This is a genomic window from Methylobacterium sp. E-016 (assembly GCF_022829745.1).
Classification (GTDB): domain Bacteria; phylum Pseudomonadota; class Alphaproteobacteria; order Rhizobiales; family Beijerinckiaceae; genus Methylobacterium.
On record NZ_JAKSYF010000167.1, the window covers coordinates 1 to 17392 of the forward strand.

Sequence of the window (17392 nt, forward strand, 5' to 3'; positions counted from 1 at the left end):
ACCTTCGTCGTCTGCAACGCGTTCAGAAAATCGCCGACGGCTGCCGGGTTCGCGCCGGTTCCGCCGCCGCAATCGGTCGGGCCCGGCCAGAACCCCCACTCCGCGCCGGCGTGGTAGGCGCCGAGCCCGGCGCCGTAGAGCCCTTGCGATCGAGCGAGCCACTTGATCCGTGACTCGGTTTCACGTTATGTTCTCATGTCGATGCTGGCCTGAGCCAGTGATCGACATGCCATAGGGTCGGCCTGAGACAGGGTCGACCGCGGGCCTTCGATCCGGATAGCCGGAGGAGCCCGCCCGCGTGTCGTCCGATATCTCTGCCCAAAGAAAGCCAGGTCGGCGCTCGATTGTCGGCGCGCATTCGCAGCGTGATGCGATCGAAGCTGCTTGCGCCGCCGGCATCAGCATACGCCGCGTGGCCGAGCGGTTCGAGATTCCCCGCATGTCGTTGTGGCGGTGGTGGCGAGGTCTGCCAACCGAGTACCGCGCCGCACTCAGCGCCGCCGTCGCTGATCAAGATGATGCTCGGTGGCGTGAGGTCAGTGCAGGTCTGGCCACCATCGCCCGGCGCTATCCGGATACGCGCGCGGACATCGCCGACCTGAAACATCGCATCTGCCAACCACGGGCCCACCGGTCCATCGGGGCGAGAACTCATGCCGCCAGAGACAGCCCATGCCAGAGATTTTCCGCAAGCGGTCACCTGCACACACAGCAAGGATGATCCGACCCAAGAGGACCTCTCCGCGAGAGCGGGGGTACAGTTCGCGCTGGGACCGCCTCTCCAAAGCGTATCGGCGGGAGCACCCATTCTGTCAGTGGTGCGAGCAGATCGGCCGACTGAGGCCTGTCGCGGTCGTCGACCACAAGATCCCAGTCGTGGATGGTGGAGCGGTGTTCGAGCCGCAGAACTGGTGGGGCCTGTGCCTCCCGCATCACGGGCTCAAAACCGAGATGGAGAGGTATGCGCGCCTCCACGACCAAATCGATCGTCTGGTTATCTGGTGCGACGATCCTTCGGCGCGCCCAGCCCGGTTTGCAATGCCAACGACATGAGATCCGAATGATCGTGCCAGAACTCCGTTTCAGCGAAGAAGCGCAGAACCACGTCCGGAACGCCATTGCGGCATGGGTCGGAGACAACCGGGACTTAGCTCTCGCGCTCACCGCCGCCGGCAACGCGATGATGCTGATCCTCGATGGTCGAACGGACCAGATCGAGATGTACGAGGCTGCGGCCAAAACCATCACGGAAGCCGCGAAGGGACCGCGCTACCATGGCTGAGCCGCTCGTAATCCAGTTTGCGGCTGACACCAGCCGCGCGCAGTCGGCGATGAATACGCTGGCCTCGCAACTCGTCGGCAACATGACCCAGATCGGCGTCGCCATGAGCGGCGGTGCGGCCAACACCAACGGCTTCGGCGGCGCGATCGGCACGCTTGCCACCAACGCGGCCAAGGCCGCCGCGTCGGTCGCTGGCGACATCGGCAAGATCAGCAGCGCCACTGTGGGGGCGGCCACGAAGGACGCCGCTACCCTTCAGAGCGTCACCACCGCGTTCACCGCCGCGGCCCTGGGGTCGAAGACCGCGGCGGCAGGCGTCCAGGCTGGCGTCGCCGGCACCAGTACGGCCCTGACGACGATCCTGGCGCAGGTCCCAGCGCTCGGCGGCATCGCTGTCGCGCTCGGCACCGTCGGCCTCTCTTATGCCGTTGTCTCGGCTGCCGTCGGTCAAGCTAATGCGCAGCTCGACAAGTTCGTGGCGCTCGGCGCGACCTCGGAGAAGACCGGCATCGGCGTCGATCTCGTCCAGCGGTTCCAGGACATCGGCAAGGAGGCGAAGCTCACCGCTGAGCAGATCGAGGCGGCGCTCCAGAAGGCCGGGCAGACGCTCAGCCCGAAGTTCGAGCAGACCGATCCGATCAAGAAGCAGCTCTTTGACGTGTTCGAGAGTGGCTACACTGGCGACTTCCAGTCCAAGGGGCTCTCGCAGTACCTTGGATCGAAGGACAACGAAGCCCGCATCCGCGCCGTCGTCACAGCGATGCAGGAACTGCGCGACCTCGGGCTGCAGTTCGGTGCGATCGATCTGGCGAACAAGGTGTTCGGTCCCGAGGTGGCCGACCGCATCCGCTCCGGCCGGCTCGAGATCGAGGCCATCGCCGAAGCGCTGGACCGGAAGCGTGAAGACCTCGTGAGCGAGGATCAAGTACGCACCGCCGAGGAGTTCCGCGACCGCCTCGCCGACGCGGCGGAGGAGATCGACAAGGCTCTGCACCTCTCGGTCGGGCTCGCCGGTGCCGGGCAGTCGGTGCTCGACGTGTTCCTCAAGATTGCGGAGGCGACGGCCAAGGCTGCGACGTCGGCCGGCACCTTCCTCGACAAGGTGCTGAAGGCAGCGGCGGTGCCGCTCAACGTCCCGCAGGGTGCCGACCTGCAATCTCCCCTGTCGCGACCTCGCACCCGAGGAGAGGGCGAAGGCAGCCTTGGCTCAGACCTAGGCGCGGTAGCTGGCACCGGCGCTCGCGGACGCACGTTGTACGACAAGCCGATCGGACCGGAGCCGTTCATCCCGACGGTGATGCCCCCGCCGGGTGGCCCGCCGCGTCGGCCGCTCGACATCATCCAGGATGCGCAGCGCACGCCTCACGAGTCGAAGGGCCGTGGCAGTAGCGGCGCGTCCGAGACGGATCCGATCGAGACCTTCACTAACGCCCTGGAGAAGCAGGCAGCGGCCCTGAAAGCAGAGACCGAGGCCTTCGACAAATCCAATGCCGAGAAGGCGGTCGCGATCCAGCTTGCGAAGGCAAACGAGATCGCGACGCAGAACGGCACGAAGCTGACGGACGAGCAGACCGAGGCGGTGCGCAAGGCCGCGACCGAGACTTCGAACTACAAGGACAAGCTCTCTGATCTGGAGCAGCAGCAGCGCCAGGCTGCCAGCGCGGCGAGGTTCCTCGGAGACGCGCTCTCAGATGGGTTCGCGGACGCGATCCTCGAAGGCAAATCCTTCGGGGACGTATTGAAGGATCTAGAGAAGCAGATCGCCCGCTCGGCGCTGCGCTCGGTGTTCACGGGCGAGGGGCCGCTCGCCGGCCTCCTGGGAACCGCAGCGCCGGCCAGCGGCGGCAGCAACTCGGTCGGCGGTCTCGCTGGGCTGTTCAGCCGAGGCTTTGGCGGTGGCGCCGATTCCGGGCTGCCGAACCTCAACTTCGGAGGCTTCTCCGGTGGTGGCTACACGGGCGACGGCGGCAAGTATGACCCCGCTGGCATCGTGCACCGGGGCGAGTTCGTGTTCGATCAGGAGACCGTCCGGCGGATCGGGCCGGCCTCGCTGGCGGCCATCGCACGCGGCATGCGTGGATATGCCGATGGCGGCTTCGTCGGTGGTCCGAGCCCGGGCGGCTCCTACGGGAGTGGCGGTGGAATGAACGTCACCATCAATGAGGCGCCCGGCGGCGACAAAGCCCGGACCCGCATGGAGCGTGGGCCAGACGGGAATCCCCGCCTGATCGTCGACATGCTCTCGGCGAGTCAGGCCGCGGACATCGCGCGCGCGCGCGGGCCCCTCACCGCCGCCGTTGCCGGTGGCCGACGACTTCGAGGCTGAAGACATGCAGCTGCACACCCTCAACGCGGCCGGCAAGGCGCTCGCAGCGCCCCGGCCGATCGATCGTCGCCGCCGTCGGCTTACGCAGGTGCTCGGCCGCCACGTCGACCACAGCCGGCCCTTCATGGTGGCCGTGCAGCGGATGAGCGACCCGTTGCAGCCGATCGGAGAGGCGTGGGTCGTCCGCGGCCGAGACAAGGCCGGCAAGGTCAGGCCATGGCCACGGCGCTACCTGCCGACGGACGCCTTGATCATCGTCGTCTACCTGCCCCGGGGCGGCGCAACCGGTTCCAGCGGATCGCGGTCGAAGTCGCCCCTCAACATCGCGCTCGGCATCGCAGGGCTGGCGCTGGTCGCGTTCGCTGGGCCGATCGGCTTGGCGTTGTTGGGGCCAGGAATCGGGGCCACGATCCTCACTGCCGGACCTGTCATCGGCGCAACGGCGCTGCTCTCCATCACCGACCGCCTACGCGCGACCAGCACCGAAGGACACCTGACCGATGACAGCGATGAATTGCTTCGTCAGCCCGAGGCCGTGCACATCTCCACGGACGGCGCCGGCTACCTGATGGACGGCACGCCGCGTGGGCAGGGTCAGAAGGTGGCGCTGCTGGCGCACCTGCCGGCGGTAATCGCCGTACGGGGCGCCTCGGCCTTCGTGCACATGCTGGGGGCGAGCATCAGCGCGCACTTCCTGGCCTTCGACGATCTCTTACCCGAGGCGCCCGCGCTGTTCCGTGGTGTGCGACGGCAGTACCGGCGCGAGATGGAAGCCCGCGGGCTGGCTGACATCGCCCCCCGCGAGGCCGAGTTCGTCATCGCCGGCTTCTCCACCGCCCGCGACCAGGTGGAGGCCTACGGGATGCACAGCAAGGCGTGGAACGGCGGCGAGCCATGGGCCCTCGTCCCGATCAGTGAAGGCGCGCTGTCGCCCGTAGACGATCAGGTAATGGTCGACTTCGACGCCATGGTGGATCGGATCGGTGATCCACGCCTGATGCCGGAGGCGGCCGCGGTGCAGATCATGGAATCGCAGCGGTCGCGCCCCTTCGCGCTTGAGGATGGCAAGAAGGTCGTTGGAGTCGGCGGGTTCTGCCAGCTCACGACCCTGACGCGAGCCGGGATCACGAGCCGCATTCTGAAACGTTGGCTCGGCGCGGTGGCGGTCTGATGCCGGCCGCTCGAATCCCCAGCGCCGTCGAGCTGATGCGCTTCCCCGCCGGTGACCGTGCCCTTCGGCTCCGGTGGCTTGTCCACTGGCACCGCGATCAGGCCGCAGCTCATCAGGCAGCGGGATCATCGAAGGGCGTCACGCACCACCGGAACAGCCTACGGAAGGTGATGACCGTGGCGGCGCAGTGCGAGGTCCAGATCTCGTGACGAGGCGGAGCGCATCAGCGGAAAGCCCGAGCCTTTGAAGGCTCTTGAAAGAGCCTGCCCAAAGGAGGGTGACCCTCCTTACCGGCCCATAGGCTTCAGCCCCGACCCAGTTGGGCGGGAACATCGGCCCCCCGCCATTCAGCGAACCAGCTGTCGACCGCACCACTCTCGCTCCTCGCGGCAACGAATAGATGCGCCCCTCCACCTACGGATCCGCACGGGTTCGAGGTGGAGCTTTAGACGGTGGCCGTCCGTGGGCGAGTAGCCCGACAGCATCAACGACGTACGGCTAGGCCGGTACTGCCGACCTTGAACCGATCGCCATAAAACTCCGGTCTCGCGCCTTCCGGCAGATACCAACACCACCCCGGTCCCGCCCCCTACCCGGGGACACAGCCACACTGCCTCTGCTCCACCAGCCCAAGGGGGCCCATACCCCCAGACCCATTCATCGCATCCCATTCGCCGTTCGCTTCAATCGGGGTCGGCCAGCAAGGGGTGGGGGGTGTCGATTAATCGAAACGCATCGCGGCTTCAGGACCGGATGGGAAACCGATTCTCGCGAACAGAAAATAAAAAAAACGCGGCGTAGGCGACGTGGCCTGCCTCCAGAACCCTACCCGTCCGATTCGGCACAGCCCGAAAACATACTCGAGCCTTGGCTCGATCAGCACCAGAAGGCGACGACGACAACCGAGACGTCCCTGCAAGCGAGCTTGTGGTTGCAACGGGATGGCGCCTTTCGGGAGAAGAAGGCACCATCGCCGCACCGGCGCGCACCATAAAGGCGCCGCGCCTGTTGCCCTCTAGATACCGGGATACCCCTGCGCGATCGACACGGTTATGGAGATGGCACGGGCGACATTTACGTCGGCCCAGCAGGAAGTCGTATGACGTCGCTCTGGAGGTTCTTGTCGCCGCGGAGGTCGGATTTCGGGCCGATTTCCAGTGCCACGTCGCGCGATGGGGACGTACCGGCCGATCCCGTTGCGGGTTCACGGAGCCCCCGGACCCCGAAGGAGTTTCGGATCCCGACCAGCCTGCGGGCAACCCCGACCGGCTTGCGGCGGATCCTGGTGATCGGCTCTTGCCTCGTCGAAGATCTGGTCTCCTATTCGAACGACAGCGGGGCGACGCCTGGGGACTTCGTCCTGTTCAACAACATTGGACGACTGCCCGACACCCCGCCGCAGCCGATCGCTACCTACGACGTGCAGATCGTCCAGATCCCGCTGCGCACCCTGCTGGCCGACGCGCATTTTGCCAAGCTGAAGTATCATCGCACCGGGGATTACCAGCTCGTCTTCGATCAAGCCGTGCAGCGCCTGAGCCTCGCCCTCGACGCGGCGATGCGCTGGAACCGCGAGACCGGACTTGCGAGCCTCGTCGTCAACTACTTCCGCCCACAACAGGACGTGCTTGGGCGCCTGTTACCACGCAACGACTTGAGGAATTTCAGCTATTTCATCGATCGCCTTAACGAGAGTCTTGCCGATCTCGTCGCTGGCTATGCGAACAGCCACATCCTCGATTTCGACGCTATCTCCGCAACGATCGGACGCATCCACGTTCAGGACGAGCATCTTTGGATGCTGAACCACAATTCGACGTTGAGCGACTTCGATGCCGCTCACGATCGCGCCCGCCTCCACCCGCCGCCGCCGGTCAGCCGACAGAGCGATCTGCGGATCGACGCGTTCTTCGATGCGGTCCACGCTGAGATCGAGGCGATGGTCCGGACGCTGCGGCAGATCGATGCCGTCAAGCTGGTGATCGTCGACTTGGACGACACGCTCTGGCGCGGCGTGCTCGCCGAGAACTCGGGCGAGGCGAAGACCAACGAGGGCTGGCCGTTCGGCCTGGCCGAGGCGCTGGACGTACTTAAGGCGAGGGGGATCGTGCTCGCCATCGCGAGCAAGAACGACGACGCGACAATCCGCGCCGCCTGGGATTCTCAACTCGGCGACCGCCTGGAACTCGCCGATTTCGCGGTCGTGATGATCGGCTGGAATCCGAAGGTCGAGAGCGTCGCCGCGATCCTACAACAGGTCAACGTCCTGCCGTCGAGCACCGTGTTCATCGACGACAACCCGGTCGAGCGGGCCGCCATCGAGACGGCGTTTCCGGGCATCCGGACGCTCGGGGCCGACCTCTACGGCATCCGCCGGACGCTTCTGTGGTCGGCCGAGACGCAGGTGCCGTTCATCTCGGCAGAATCCGGAAGGAGGACCGAGATGATCCGGGCGCAGGTGGTGCGCGAGGAGACCCGCAAGACGGTCTCTCGCACCGAGTTTCTAGACGATCTCGACATCCGGGTCGCGTCGGACGTCATCACGACGATTGGGCATGGCCGCTTTCCCCGCACGCTCGAACTCATCAATAAGACCAATCAGTTCAACACCACCGGCCACCGGTGGACTTCGGAGGCGATGCAGGCGGCCCTTCAGGAGGGCGCGGTGATCCATGCCTTCTCGGTTGCCGACCGCTTCACCGATTACGGCCTCGTCGGCGCCGTCCTCGTGCGCGGCGCCGCGATAGAACAGCTCGTCATGAGTTGCCGCGTCGTCGGGCTCGACATCGAGCGGCGGATGCTGGCGAGCATCGTCGACGGGCTGAAGCGGGACGGTTCGACCCGGGTCTCGGCGTGCTTTCTCGCGACGGACAGGAACGCACCTTGTGCCGAGGTCTTCGCCGATTCTGGGTTTCGCGCCGAGGGTAAGGGGTGGGTGTTCGATCTCGACTGACCGCGCGCGCGGCGGCAAACCTTCGTTCGAGCGCATCCCCGTTCCTCGAACTGGCCGCCATGCCGTCGGCGCGTGAACGGCGGGAAGCGGGTCCGATCCCGGTGCGCGATGCTTCGGCACGTTGTCTTTGCCGCGTCGAGGGTGCTTCCGGATCGGCGATAGAGGGTGGGCGGAACAGGACGCGATGAAGTTCTTTCGCAGCAAACGTCGTCCGCGCGTTGATCCGGTCATCGCGGATCATACCCGACGCGTTCAGGATTCCGGCCTGTTCGACGCCGAATGGTATCTTGCGACCTATCCGGAACTCGCGGGCTTCGGGCCGGGCCCCCTGGCGCATTTCTGCGAATACGGCCTGCACGAGCATCGCGATCCCGGGCCAAACTTCGACACGCGCCGCTACCTCGACGCCGTCCCCGCGGCCGGTACGGGTCCGCTGCCGCCTTTCCTGCACGCGATCGAGGCAGGCGAGGCCGCGACCGGATGCCCGGTCTGGCTGCGGGACGACGACGCGTCGCAGATCTACTTAATCCGCACCAGCGGGCTGTTCGACGAAGCGTGGTACCGCGACACCTACCCGGACGTCGCCAGGGGCGGATGGGATGCGCTGGCCCACTACCTCGAATACGGCGCGGCCGAACTGCGGGACCCCGGCCCGGCCTTCGATGCCGAGCATTACGCGCTCACGTATCCGCGCTACCACGAAACCTTCCCGATCCCGCTCGTCCATTACCTTCGGCTGGGTCTCCGCCGCGGTCATCGGCCGACGGGCGTCTCGCGCTACGAGCGCTGGCTCGCCGTCCACGACGATCTCGAAGTGGCGGATCTGGAGCGGATCGCCGCCGAACCGGTGCCGTCGACCGTGCATTGCATCATTGTCGTCGGCCGGGACGGCCCCGGCGCATTCGTGAGCGCCCTCGCAGGTCAGGCCGGTGCCTCTTGGCGCGCCATGCTGCTGCGCGGCCCGGACGTGGACAGCGCCTTCTGGAAGAAGATCGTCGCCCAGGTCGCCGCCGAGCGGCGGATCGCCTGCGTCGATACTATCGCCGAGGCGCTGGCAGGGCTGGCGGACGGGGACATCGTGCTGCTCGCCAGCGGGGGGAGCCGGCTGCGGCCGCACGCCTGTCACGCGTTCGCGGCCGCGCTCGGCCACGGGGCGGCGCTCGGCGCCTACAGCGATCACGACCGAATCGACGGAATCGGGGCGCGGCATGCGCCGGTGTTCGCGCCCGCCATGTCGCCCGTGCTCATGCGGCAGGTGCCCTATGCCGGCCCGGTAATCGCCCTGCGCATCGCCCCGCCGACCCGTGAGATGCTGGCGGGTGCATCGGGCCGCCTCGGGGATCCCGACCGGGCCTGGGCGGACCTACTGCTCGGGCTCGACCCCGCGCGAGTGATCCGCATCCCGTTGATCCTCCACCACCGCGCCGTGGACGAGGCGGTGCCGCCATCGCGCACGAACCAGCCCGTTCCCGATCCGTCGTGGAACGCGGCCGAGGCATCTGACGACCCGCCGGAGCCGCTGCCCACCGTCCGAATTGTCATCCCGACGCGGGACCGGAGCGCCCTACTGCGGGCCTGCATCGACAGCGTCCTTACACGCACCGACTACCCGTCCGAGCGTTATCGCATCGTTGTCGTGGACAACGGTTCGTCGGAGGATGAGACGGCGCGATACTTCGCGGAGGTCACGTCGGATGCGCGGGTGCGCGTCGTCGCCTCGCCCGGCCCGTTCAACTTCTCCGAGATCTGCAACGCCGGCGCCGCGGGCGCGGACGAAGACATCCTCGTTTTCCTCAACAACGACACCACCGTCCGGCAGCCGGATTGGCTGCGCCGGCTCGCCGTCCACGCCGCCCGGCCGGAGGCGGGCGCCGTCGGCGCGCGGTTGCTCTATCCGAGCGAGACGGTGCAGCATGGCGGCGTAGTCCTCGGCATCGCCGGCGTCGGCGCGCATGCCCTCGTCGATCTGCCTGAGGCGACTGCGCGCGTCCTCGATGCGACCCGTGAGATGAGCGCCGTCACCGGGGCCTGCCTCGCGATCCGGCGTTCGGTCTTCGCGGAGATCGGCGGCTTCGACCCGCTGCTGCGGATCGATTACAACGACGTGGACCTCTGCTGCGCCGCGCATGCTGCGGGATACCGCAACCTCTACGTCGCAGAGCCGCTGCTGCTGCATCACGAATCGCTCTCGCGCGGCGCCTCCACGACCCGGGCGGACCAAGGCCGCAACGTCCGCGAGGCGATCCGCGTGCGGCGGCGACACGCGGCGGTGATCCGGGACGATCCGTTCTACAATCCGAATCTGTCGCGGGAGAGGATCGGGGGCCTCGCCGTTCCGCCGCGTGTGGTTCTCCCGTGGCGGCGTCCGCCCTCCGGCGTTCGCAGGGTTCTGCTGCTGAGCGCCGGAGGCGGCATCGGCCGGTGGGTGGCGGATCAGGCGGCGTTTCTCACCGCGCGGGGCTTCGAGGTCATCCTCGGCGGCCCCGACCGGGAGGACGTGACCGCCGGCCCGGATCGCCGTCAGGTCCGACTCGCGAATCCCGCGGAAGCGGCGGTCTTCGCGACGCGCGAAGGCGTCGATGCGGTCATCGCCCACACCGCGCCGTTCTTTGCGGTGACGCAGCATCTTGGGCGGCGGCCGCTCGTCTACTGCGTCGATCACGGCGACGCGCCGCCGGGATCGGGGCCCGATCGCGACGCGCGGGCGGACGCAATCCTCGACAAGCGCTACCACGCCGCGCTGGCGCGCCGCGTCTTCTCGACGTCGCCGTCCGCACGGGACGCCCTGTTCGGCCAGGAGACGGTGCTGCTTGCCCATGACCGCCCGGCGGGTGCGGCATGGTCCGAGGCCTGGGCTGTGCGACGCCCGGCTCTCCGCGAAAAATTCGGTTTCACCGGGCGCTTCGTCGTGATCAATCTCTTCGGCATGGACGCAGGAGACGCGCGGGACGATGGCATTGAGGACTTCGTCGCACTTGCCACCGAATATCCGTTCACCGATCCGGCACTTAAAGTTCGACCTCTTTTCGTCGCGGCCAGCCGTGGTCCCGTCGCCTGTCCCGACGAGCCTACCGACCTCGTCACGTTCGCGTCTCTTGGCGATGCCGACCTCTTCGACCTGTTGGCGGCCAGCGACCTCTATCTGACCCCGCAACGCCGGCAGGGCGTCGCGTGCGGCATTGCGCTCGCGCTTGCCATGGGGCTGCCGGTGGTCGCATCAGAGATCGCGGCTCATCGTGCCTATCCCCTTGAGATCGCGGCGGACCTGCCAGGTTTGTACCGGCTGATTATGCCCCATGCAGAAAGCTGGCGCGCAGGCACTGTGCACCGGACGGCGGTACTCATGCCCGGCGCGGATCCTCTGGCCGTGCTGGCGGACACGATCGCCCTCGACTTGGACCGCGATATTGCCGAATATTGGATCTGAGCACCTCACGCGACGCCTCGAATTCGACGCGCTCCGATGCAAGTGCTTCCCCGTGGGGCAGACTTCCTGCGGCTGAAGTTCCGCCGTAGGGCCAGGATTCTGAAAACACCGCATGAAACCGGCCGACGCCTCCCACCGCGCGAACCATGCGGGTTTCACCCTGATCGAGATGACGCTGGTCCTGGCGATCATCAGCCTGATCGCTGCACTTGCCTTGCCGCGTGTGTCGTTCTCGGGGAGCGCGACGAGCTTGCGGGTTAAGGGGTTCGAGATCGCGGCGATTCTTAGGGCCGACCGCGATGAAGCCGTCCGCAGCGGGCGCCCGGTGACAAGCGTCGTCGATCTCGCGGGCGGCCGCGTGCTGTCCAGCGCCGAGAATGGGGTAGTCGCCATTCCAACCAACCTGTTCCTGCGCATCTCCGGCGCGGGGCTCGACGGCATCCGCTTCCTGCCGGACGGGCGGGCGTCGGGCGGAGAGATTTTTCTGATGCGGGCCGACCGGTCCGGCATTCTGTCGGTCCGGGTCGATCCGCAGACCGCAGCGATCGTGATTGACCGGGGCGCACGTCTTGACGAGTGAGGGGGACGCCCGCGCAACACACACCGCGCGACGTCTCCGCGTCCCGCCCGCGCGGCCGCGTTCGGCTGGCTTCCTCCTTCTGGAGGCGCTGGCGACGATGGCGATCGGTGCGATCATCCTCGTCGCGGTCGGGTCAATGCTCGGGCTAATGTCGCGGCAGGCTGACCGGACGGCGGAGCGCACCGAACGCTTAGACGTCGCCAGCCACGCTATGGCCGCGCTCGCCCGCGACATCGGGTCGATCGCGCGCGCGCGTTGGGCCGGGCCGGGCCAGCGGAACTTCGTGTTCGCGGGCCTGCCCGACCGGATGCTGTTCTCCCTAGACCGAACTGACACGGACCGCACGCCCCGGAGCCTCGCGATCCTGCTGCAAAGGACCGAGACAAAGGACGAAAGCACCATGCTTCGCGCCGAGGCGCCGCTTTCGCCCCTCGATCGCGACGAGGCCGCACTCGATTTCGCGCCCGCGCACACGGTCTACGCTGGCACGGCCTCAGTCCGCTTCGCCTATGTGGTGGCGCCCGGCGAAGGCACTCCCGAACTCTTGGTCGACGTCTGGCCCGCGGCCGAAACGCTGCCGATCGCCGTGCGCATCGCCTTCACCGATCCCGCAAGCGGGGAAATCCTGTCGAGCCTTCGCGTCCCGCTACGGATCGAGGCAGAGCCGGGCTGCGCCGCACCGCGAAAGGCGTTCTGCAGCCGCATCGATCCGCGCTCGCTTGAGGCCCAAGGCGAGCCCGGCGTGCCGACGCCCGGCATGGCCGCTGCGGTTGGGCGCTAAGATGCGCAGCCGGCAGGACGGCTTCATCCTCGTGGCGGTGCTCGGCATCATGGCCCTACTCCTGAGCCTTGCTGGCGGGACGGCGCTGATGGTGCGCTCAGCCATCAATGGCGTGCGCGGTACCGCCGACGACCTCAGACTCGAGGCGATGGTCCGCTCCGGCATCGATCTCGCGGCCCACGAACTGTTCGCATTGAAACTCCCGGCGGCGCGGATCCGCGACCAGCGGATCGCCGTCGACGGCGGCACCATCACCCTGTCCGCAGTCGACGAATCTGGCCGGATCGACCTGAACTGGTCTGATCCCATGCTGCTGGCAGGCGCGTATCGCGCCGTTGGGCTAACCGGCTTAAAGCCCGAGGTATTCGCTGCCCGCGTCGTGCAATGGCGCAACCGCTACGAGGACAAGCCGCCGGCGAACGCCGATCCGGCCAAGATCAACCTCGCGGCCAAGCCCGTCGGCCGGGGCAAAGACGGCTTCCGTACCGTGGGGGAACTCCGCTGGTTGGCCGACGTCACGGACGACGATGTGGCCGCCCTCGCGCCCCTGCTCACCGTCGACAACGTCCAGGGCCGCGTGAACGTGCTGGAAGCCTCCGCGACGGTTCTGATGGCGCTGCCCGAGATGAGTCCGAGCCTCGTCGCGCAGGTGGTGGCTTTGCGTGCTGCGCCGCGTGCGACGATCGACGATCGACTCAAGCTTTTGCTGCCGAAGCAGCAGCCGTTGATCACCACGACACGCGGCACGGCCTTCCGCGTCCGCGTCATGGTCACCACCGTGGCGGCCGCCAACCGCAGCGTCGCCGTTACCCTGGCCCGTGCTCCGGTCCGCGACGCACCATACTACGTCACCGCTTGGGAGCGCTGACCGGCTCCGAAGCGGCAAGGGTCAGATCCGGTTGGTTGGCTTGACTACGAAGTAGAGGTCGTCAGACGCCACGAGCCGGGTCTCGATCGCCATCCGCTCGATCATCATCGTCAGGTCGAGGATCGCCATGTCATTCTCGCTGCGGAAATTTCCGGCGCGGTCGGCGAGCAGGTTGCGCAGCAGCGTGCCCCCCATCGGCAGCACCTCGACCACGTCGAAGGCGGCAAACAGCATCGAGCGCAGGTCGGCGCTGCGGGGCGCCTCGCTTGGATCGTAACTGGCTACCGCCGGGATGGTCGGCAGCGTCAAGCGGGCATCGATCCGGTCCTCCTGCTCCTCTTTCAGGTTCCGCCGCAAGTGCGCGGGCAGGTAGCCGAAGATCTCGTCGGCGAGCCGGCGGGCATCCCGATCCATCTGAAGGCGCGGCGGCCCGAAGTAATCGAGACCGAGGATCAGCCCGTCCGGCGAGACGATCCGGTTGAGGAAGGGCAGGAACCGTTCGAGGTCGGCGCAATGGTGCAGGGAGTGGCAGAAAAACACCACGTCGAAGCTGCGGTCGATCGGAGGCGGATGGTTGAAATCGAAGGCTAAAAACTCGGATTCGAGCGGAAACTGCTCGATCTTGCGCCGAGCGTCCGCGAGCAGGGCCGCGTCATACTCGTAGAGCGTGATCTTCGACAGAGGCCAGTGTCCCTGGCGCAGGATTGCCTCCTCGATCCCGCCCGGGCCGCAGCCGAACGAGGCGAGGCTGAGGTTGCGGCCGAGCCGCTCGCGCAGCGGCGCGAGGTGGCGGTCGAGGGTCCAGTCGAGCCATAGACCGCGCTCGGCGGTGGAGCGGCCGGTCATCAGGCGGGCTACATAGTCGTGAACCGGCGGTAGGCCCTTCCAGTCGAGCACTTGGCGCCGTGCCTCCCAGTCGGGGTCGAGCACTTGCCGCCAGGTGGTCTCGCCTGGTGCGACCGGCTCGCCCGAGACCGCGCCGTCTGCGGCGGGCGCCGGTTCCATCGGGGCCGGTGCAGACGCGATAGAGGCAGCCTCCGGCTCAGGAGGGATCGGATTCGGGATCGGTCGCGCGGCTTTCGAGAAGCGCTTCAGGAAGATCTCGAGGCCCATCATACGGATCACTTTCAGTCTGCCTCGCGTCGTGAGTCCGGAGGTTCGGAAACCCGACGGTTCCGGCCGGATCGCGAAGGCCACGGGCCTGTCTCGGTAGCGATCATGCTACCGCCCCCCGCCATCGGCCGATGCCGTCTGCCCAAGGCGGATCGTCTCGACCGTTACGGCCGTTCCGCGGCGGGTCAAAACCTCAATGTCCTGGCGCATGGGCGTCCAGCGGATGCGCGGGGCGGGGCTTGCCGGATCGCAGGAGCCGGCCGATTGCTGGCAGCCGCCTTCCGCGTCCCGCTCGGCCTCGGGTAGAGGAAGCTCCAGTGCCGCGAGGAGGATGGTGTAGCGGTAGCCGTCCAGGGTTCCAGTGCGTCCGCCCCTGCCGATGTCCGATACGCGCAAAGGTTCGGCCAGGAGCGAGCGGGCGACGCGCTCGGCGGCGAGCCTGTCCTCTACCGCCACGAGCCCGGCGCGCGACTGCACCACGCCCCGCTGCACCACGAGGCTCAGGACAGCTACGATCGCAAAGGCCGCGAGCGCCTCGATTAGCGTAAAGCCCGCCGACGCCCCGCGCTTGCGCGAGTCGCTTCGAACCCCGGCCGTCATTCCTTGCCGATCACGCCGTTGCCGCCCATCACGCCGTCGGCGCCGAGCGAGAGGATGGCGTAGGGGGCGGTCTTGCCTGGCGTCCGGTACTCGTAGGGATGTCCCCAAGGGTCGGCCGGAACGCTGCCCTGCTTGAGGTAGGGACCGCTCCAGTTCTCCGCGGCGGGCGGGCGCTGCACTAATGATTGCAGGCCCTCGCTCGTCGACGGGTAACGGCCGTTGTCGAGGTAGAACAGGTCGAGCGCTGAGGCGAAGGACTCGATCTGAAGCTTGGCCGCCTTGTCGCGCGAGCTCGACAGGTAGCCGAGCACTCGCGGACCCGCGAGGCCCATGACGAGGCCGAGGATCACCAGCACGACGAGCAACTCGACGAGGGTGAAGCCACCCTGCGCATCGCGCCGGGGACGCACGGATTGATCGAAGCGGAAACGCACGGAAGCCATCATCGGGACGAAACCTCAGACCAGCAGGTCGTTGATGCTCATGAGCGCGGTCATAACCGAGATGATGAGCCACGCGATCAGAAGACTTACCAGAACCATCACCGCCGGCCCCACCACCGCTATGACACGACCCAGAGCCGCGTCGAGCTTGGCCTCGTAGAACACCGCGACGCGGCTGGCACTGTCGGCGAGATCGCCGGATTCCTCCCCGACGCGCAGCATCTGCACCACGTGCCGGGGGAAAAGTTTTCCGCGCGACAAGGTTTCGGAGAGGCGCTGGCCCTGGCGCACGTCTGCGACGACCCGGTCGATCTCGGAGCCAGCACCGGGCAAGCGCACGACGCCACGGATCAGGCGGAGCGCGGTGGAGATATCGACGCGGTTGCGCACTAAGATCGCCAGCGTCCGGCAGAAGGTGACGGTGAGTTCGTTGGCCAGCACCGCCCGGCTGAACGGCAGGCGTGCGAGCAGGGCGAGCCACAGCCCGCGCTCGCTGCCAATCCGGTTAAGTAAGACGGTGCCCCCTAGGAGGCCAGCCATCGACAGCACCACGACGTCGAGGTTGCGGTTGAGAAAGCCCGACATCTCGAACACCACCAGCGCCGATGGATCGATCTTGTCGCGGAAGCCCTGCAGCGCGACCTCGAACTTCGGGATCAGGTAGATCAGGATGAAGAACAGCACGCCCACCGCCGCGACCACCAGAAAGCAGGGGTAGGAGATCGCCGAGATGAAGCGCTTTCGGAGGCGTTCGCCCCGTTGGCGCTCGGCGGCGAGCCCGCTCAATGCCTCCTCCAGTCGCCCGGAGGTCTCGGCGACCTCAACCATCTTCACGTAGATCGGAGGGAAGAGCTTCGGGTGCGCGGAGATCGCCTCCGACAGGCTTTTGCCGTGGCTAAGCGCGGCATGAAGGTCGCGCAGCACCCGCACGAGCCAGCTCCGGCTCTCCATTTGGGAGAGGATCTGAAGCGCCTCGGTGAGCGCGACGCCACCCTTGAGTAGCATCGCTAGATCCAGCGTCAGGCCGGTGATGTCCTCGGGGCGCGGGTCAGGCGTCAACCAGTCCCGCAGCGAGCGCCCGGCCGGCCGCGTCCCGCGGGCTTCCGTCTTGACCGAGATCGGGGTGCAGCCGATCCGGTCGAGATGGGCGAAGACCTCGCCGCTCGCCTCGGCCTCCATCGTCCCCTTCAGGATTTTGCCCGCCGAATCGAGGGCCATGTAGGCGAAGGTCGACATCTACGGGTGCCCCAGCACGCCGGGTAGGATCTGTCCGACGAGCCACGTCGCCCAAAGCGCGGGGGCGAGGACGGCGCCGAAGGCAATCCGGTCGGTCACCGGAACCGCGCGCGCCAGAGCGGGTAGCATGCGGCCCGCGCCGACCACGGCGAGGCTGGTCAGGCTCGCGCCGAGGACCGCCCAGGAGAGCCCAACGGTGCCGAGCAGGACGCCGCCTGCAGCCGCGAGCTTCACGTCGCCAAGACCGATGCCGTCATGGCCGCGGAGACGGTAATAGCCCTCGCGCAACCCGAGCAGGACGCCGCCGCAGATCGCGGCGTCGAGAGCCGCCAAGCCGATACTCACAACTGGAGTCTCGCCCAGATAGGCGCCGTCGCCGATCCGTGCCGTGAGGCCGATCAGTCCGAGAGCCAGAGTCGCGGCGTCGGGAATCGTGAAATCCGCTAGATCCTGCCAGACGATCCGCAAGCCGATTATGGCCAGAGCGAGCGCGACGACTCCCGTCGCGATGGGCCCCGGACCGACCCAGGTCGCGAACGCCGCGCCAGCGACGGCAACAGCGATCACGAGCCCAGCGAAATCGGTCGTTTCGACGCGTCTGACGAACATGCG

Annotated in this window: 14 protein-coding genes and 1 pseudogene; 9 read left to right on the forward strand and 6 right to left on the reverse strand. The window is 67.3% G+C overall.

What is annotated here, in order from left to right; all coding sequences use genetic code 11:
- Positions 1 to 140: pseudogene (locus tag MKK68_RS24815) on the reverse strand (disulfide bond formation protein B); the annotation flags it as partial.
- A 158-nt stretch (positions 141 to 298) separates the two neighbouring features.
- Here MKK68_RS24815 and MKK68_RS24820 point away from each other — a divergent pair.
- From MKK68_RS24820 to MKK68_RS24860, 9 genes are all read left to right on the forward strand, one after another.
- Positions 299 to 721, forward strand: coding sequence for a hypothetical protein (locus tag MKK68_RS24820; protein WP_244033226.1), 423 nt, complete (start codon positions 299 to 301; stop codon positions 719 to 721).
- Positions 722 to 961: 240 nt separating this feature from the next.
- Positions 962 to 1282, forward strand: a complete 321-nt coding sequence (locus tag MKK68_RS24825) for a hypothetical protein (protein ID WP_244033227.1) — start codon at positions 962 to 964, stop codon at positions 1280 to 1282.
- On the forward strand, positions 1275 to 3608 hold the full coding sequence (locus MKK68_RS24830) for a hypothetical protein (protein WP_244033228.1): 2334 nt from the start codon (positions 1275 to 1277) through the stop codon (positions 3606 to 3608). Before MKK68_RS24825 ends, MKK68_RS24830 begins: the two co-directional genes overlap by 8 nt.
- Positions 3586 to 4779: a hypothetical protein gene (locus tag MKK68_RS24835; protein WP_244033229.1), complete on the forward strand. Its 1194-nt coding sequence runs from the start codon at positions 3586 to 3588 to the stop codon at positions 4777 to 4779. Before MKK68_RS24830 ends, MKK68_RS24835 begins: the two co-directional genes overlap by 23 nt.
- A 1270-nt stretch (positions 4780 to 6049) precedes the next feature.
- The gene (locus MKK68_RS24840; protein ID WP_244033230.1) at positions 6050 to 7732 is read left to right on the forward strand and encodes an HAD-IIIC family phosphatase; all 1683 of its coding nucleotides are present in this window, start codon (positions 6050 to 6052) and stop codon (positions 7730 to 7732) included.
- A 184-nt stretch (positions 7733 to 7916) separates the two neighbouring features.
- Positions 7917 to 11159 carry a glycosyltransferase gene (locus MKK68_RS24845; RefSeq protein WP_244033231.1) on the forward strand — a complete coding sequence of 1081 codons (3243 nt, stop codon included), beginning with the start codon at positions 7917 to 7919 and terminating at the stop codon, positions 11157 to 11159.
- 112 nt (positions 11160 to 11271) lie between these two features.
- On the forward strand, positions 11272 to 11739 hold the full coding sequence (locus tag MKK68_RS24850; RefSeq protein WP_147725297.1) for a GspH/FimT family pseudopilin: 468 nt from the start codon (positions 11272 to 11274) through the stop codon (positions 11737 to 11739).
- A gap of 97 nt (positions 11740 to 11836) precedes the next feature.
- Complete coding sequence (locus tag MKK68_RS24855; RefSeq protein ID WP_244033232.1) at positions 11837 to 12520, forward strand: type II secretion system protein J; 684 nt, start codon at positions 11837 to 11839, stop codon at positions 12518 to 12520.
- 1 nt (position 12521) lies between these two features.
- Positions 12522 to 13388: a general secretion pathway protein GspK gene (locus tag MKK68_RS24860; RefSeq protein WP_244033233.1), complete on the forward strand. Its 867-nt coding sequence runs from the start codon at positions 12522 to 12524 to the stop codon at positions 13386 to 13388.
- Between the two features lie 21 nt (positions 13389 to 13409).
- Here MKK68_RS24860 and MKK68_RS24865 read toward each other — a convergent pair whose 3' ends face one another.
- Genes MKK68_RS24865 through MKK68_RS24885 form a run of 5 tightly spaced genes read right to left on the reverse strand, consistent with a single transcriptional unit; the run spans position 13410 to position 17389 of the window.
- Positions 13410 to 14585 carry a class I SAM-dependent methyltransferase gene (locus MKK68_RS24865; protein ID WP_244033234.1) on the reverse strand — a complete coding sequence of 392 codons (1176 nt, stop codon included), beginning with the start codon at positions 14583 to 14585 and terminating at the stop codon, positions 13410 to 13412.
- A 24-nt stretch (positions 14586 to 14609) separates the two neighbouring features.
- Complete coding sequence (locus MKK68_RS24870; protein ID WP_244033235.1) at positions 14610 to 15101, reverse strand: type II secretion system protein J; 492 nt, start codon at positions 15099 to 15101, stop codon at positions 14610 to 14612.
- On the reverse strand, positions 15098 to 15547 hold the full coding sequence (gene gspG / locus MKK68_RS24875; protein ID WP_244033236.1) for a type II secretion system major pseudopilin GspG: 450 nt from the start codon (positions 15545 to 15547) through the stop codon (positions 15098 to 15100). Before gspG ends, MKK68_RS24870 begins: the two co-directional genes overlap by 4 nt.
- A 12-nt stretch (positions 15548 to 15559) precedes the next feature.
- Positions 15560 to 16780: a type II secretion system F family protein gene (locus MKK68_RS24880; RefSeq protein ID WP_244033237.1), complete on the reverse strand. Its 1221-nt coding sequence runs from the start codon at positions 16778 to 16780 to the stop codon at positions 15560 to 15562.
- Positions 16781 to 17389, reverse strand: coding sequence for a prepilin peptidase (locus tag MKK68_RS24885; RefSeq protein ID WP_244033238.1), 609 nt, complete (start codon positions 17387 to 17389; stop codon positions 16781 to 16783).
- Positions 17390 to 17392: the final 3 nt, after the last annotated feature.

Coding starts and splice junctions, on each gene's coding strand:
- MKK68_RS24825 (WP_244033227.1), top strand. CDS start 962: ATGCGCGCCTCCACGACCAAATCGATCGTCTGGTTATCTGGTGCGACG.
- MKK68_RS24830 (WP_244033228.1), top strand. CDS start 1,275: ATGGCTGAGCCGCTCGTAATCCAGTTTGCGGCTGACACCAGCCGCGCG.
- MKK68_RS24845 (WP_244033231.1), top strand. CDS start 7,917: ATGAAGTTCTTTCGCAGCAAACGTCGTCCGCGCGTTGATCCGGTCATC.
- MKK68_RS24850 (WP_147725297.1), top strand. CDS start 11,272: ATGAAACCGGCCGACGCCTCCCACCGCGCGAACCATGCGGGTTTCACC.
- MKK68_RS24855 (WP_244033232.1), top strand. CDS start 11,837: ATGGCGATCGGTGCGATCATCCTCGTCGCGGTCGGGTCAATGCTCGGG.
- MKK68_RS24860 (WP_244033233.1), top strand. CDS start 12,522: ATGCGCAGCCGGCAGGACGGCTTCATCCTCGTGGCGGTGCTCGGCATC.
- MKK68_RS24870 (WP_244033235.1), bottom strand. CDS start 15,101: ATGACGGCCGGGGTTCGAAGCGACTCGCGCAAGCGCGGGGCGTCGGCG.
- gspG (WP_244033236.1), bottom strand. CDS start 15,547: ATGATGGCTTCCGTGCGTTTCCGCTTCGATCAATCCGTGCGTCCCCGG.
- MKK68_RS24880 (WP_244033237.1), bottom strand. CDS start 16,780: ATGTCGACCTTCGCCTACATGGCCCTCGATTCGGCGGGCAAAATCCTG.
- MKK68_RS24885 (WP_244033238.1), bottom strand. CDS start 17,389: ATGTTCGTCAGACGCGTCGAAACGACCGATTTCGCTGGGCTCGTGATC.